General features: G+C 70.3%; 2 protein-coding genes. One reads left to right on the top strand and one right to left on the bottom strand.

Features of this window, described 5'->3' with window-relative positions:
* Positions 1-222, bottom strand: a 222-nt coding sequence (locus AC3EO7_RS37865; RefSeq protein WP_435593891.1) for a hypothetical protein, incomplete at its 3' end; no start/stop codon positions are given.
* A 10-nt stretch (positions 223-232) separates the two neighbouring features.
* Between AC3EO7_RS37865 and AC3EO7_RS37860 the strand changes: the two genes are divergently transcribed.
* On the top strand, positions 233-601 hold the full coding sequence (locus AC3EO7_RS37860) for a hypothetical protein (protein ID WP_435593890.1): 369 nt from the start codon (positions 233-235) through the stop codon (positions 599-601).
* The last annotated feature ends 55 nt before the right edge of the window (positions 602-656 follow it).

Raw genomic sequence — 656 nt, 5'->3', positions numbered from 1 at the left:
CGTCTGCAGCGTCTCGCGCGTCATCAACAGCACCCCGGCCGCCATCACCACCAGGACGTAGAGGGCGGTGACGATCTGCCACGACTGGTTCCACAGCACCCCGATCTCCGGTATCTGCCCTGGTTCGGGAGTGGTGAGCAGGGTTTCCGACAGCAGCTCGAGCAGCGGGTTGAGCGCGGCTTCCACGATCCGCTGGAAGAACCCGTCGATCGCGTTCTCCACGCACCCGTTGATGTTGGTGACCCCACACTCGGCCGACCCCGACCCCGGCGTCGGGTTCGTCGTGCCGGGTGTGGTCGGGGTGGGCGAGGCCGGGGTCGGGGTGGTGGTGGAGGGCGGGGTCACCCACCGGCTCGGCGGAGTCGTCGTGGTCGGTGGTGTGGTTGTCGGGGCGGGTGTGGCCGGTGTCGGGGTCACCGGCACGGTCGGTGTCGGTGTCGGGGGCTGGGCGGAGGCACCGGTAGCGCCGGTGACGGCGATCAGGACCGCGGCGAGTACCGCCGCTGCGGCGGCGGCAGCGGTGCGCGCGGTTCGTGAGTGCTGGACGGGGACGGGTGCGGGTGGGGCCTGTGCCGAGGTGTTCACGGTCAGGCTCCGATGATGGATTTGAGAACGGTGACGATGACCGGTGCCAGCATCGCCAGCGCGTAGCCGAG

It is taken from the genome of Nocardia sp. bgisy118 (genome assembly GCF_057708605.1).
The sequence above is the reverse complement of the archived record's forward strand: the minus strand, read 5'-3'. Positions and strand labels throughout refer to the sequence as shown.